Origin of the sequence: Synechococcus sp. R8-2 (assembly GCF_047461715.1) — a bacterium.
GTDB lineage: Bacteria > Cyanobacteriota > Cyanobacteriia > Thermostichales > Thermostichaceae > Thermostichus.
Genome location: NZ_JANSHQ010000562.1, coordinates 1 through 1,318, shown reverse-complemented (window position 1 = coordinate 1,318; position 1,318 = coordinate 1). Strand labels below are relative to the sequence as shown.

Here is a 1,318-nt window from a genome sequence, read left to right as displayed (position 1 = left end):
TGGTGCATCTGATCCCCACCATTCCCTACATGGCTCTGGTGATGGGCAGTGTGTTCGCCCGTTTCGACCGCGGCTACGAGGCGCAGGCCCGCTGTTTGGGGGCGGATCCCTGGCAGGTGTGGTGGCAGGTAACGTTGCCCCTCATTGCCCCTGGGGCAGCCATTGGGGCGGTATTTGCCTTTTTGATCTCCTGGAACGAATTTTTGCTCACCTTCTTCGTCGGCGGTGGGCGGGTTCTCACGCTGCCGATGCTGCTCTACAGCCTTTTGCAAGGGGGAAACAATACCCTGGTGGCTGCAGTGGCCTTCCTGTCGCTGCTGCCGGGGTGGTTGGCCTTGCTGGGGGCCAGCGTCTGTTTGGGGCAGGCCATCGGGCTACCCCCCACAGAGGTTCAAGAGGGGGAGAGCTAATATCCCTTCAGGGCCAGGTTGGGCCGTTGCAGAGCAGCTCCCACCCGTTGAACCTGAGTTTTGAAGCTGCCATCTCGCTCCAACCATATCTGCCTCAGGGCAGGGGGAATTACCTCCAGGCCAAACTGGGGGCTCTTGGGACGAAATTGCACACAGGTTGAGGGACAAGCCAGGTAATCAACCCCCTCCCGCCGGCGGTGCAGGTCTTGGTGAATATGGCCGAATACAACGAGGCGGATGTGGTCGAACTCGTCCAGAACCCCAAACAACCGCTCCGGCTGCTGCAGGGCACTTTGATCCAGCCAGGCAGAATCCACCGAAAAAGGGGGATGGTGCAGGGCCAACAAAACATGGTGTTGGGCAGCTTTGCTCCGCTGCAATTCCTGTCTCAGCCACAGCAGCGTGCGCTCCGTCAGGTAACCGCTATCTTTGCCGGGCACGAGGGAGTTCAACAAAATAAAGCTCCAATTTTCCCGGCTGAAGCTCTTGTCCCCAAATAGCCGCTCGGCATGAAGCTCTTGGTTCATGGTGTGCAGGCGATCGTGGTTGCCTGCCAACCAGTAAGTATCGATGGGGAGAGCCTGCAAATGGGCTCTCAAACGGGCGTAAGATGCCGCACTGCCATCTTGAGAGAGATCTCCGGTAAGCAGCAGCAGATCCGGCAAGGGATCCAGAGCGGCAATGGCCTTTTGCACCTGCAGGAAAGAGGCTTCCGTGTCCACCCCCAGCAGCCGGTGATGGGGCTTGGCAAACAGATGCAGGTCGCTGATCTGAACCACGTATACGGTCATAGAGCAGGCCCAAGAGGGTGGGATCCCATCTCCGCAGGTTTAAAACACTACCGTTTTACGTTTTAACACCAGATGGCCCGGCTGGAACCCGTAGGTAGGGTCATTTCGATTCAAGCT

Annotated in this window: 2 protein-coding genes; one reads left to right on the top strand and one right to left on the bottom strand. The window is 58.3% G+C overall.

The features are described from left to right. Window positions 1-410: ABC transporter permease (locus tag NW819_RS12475; protein WP_414413938.1), on the top strand; the 410-nt coding region annotated here is incomplete at its 5' end. Here NW819_RS12475 and cpdA read toward each other — a convergent pair. Continuing rightward, a complete protein-coding gene (gene cpdA / locus NW819_RS12470) occupies window positions 407-1,201 on the bottom strand; it encodes a 3',5'-cyclic-AMP phosphodiesterase (protein WP_011431802.1) in 795 nt (264 codons plus the stop codon). The genes NW819_RS12475 and cpdA overlap by 4 nt on opposite strands. Window positions 1,202-1,318: the final 117 nt, after the last annotated feature.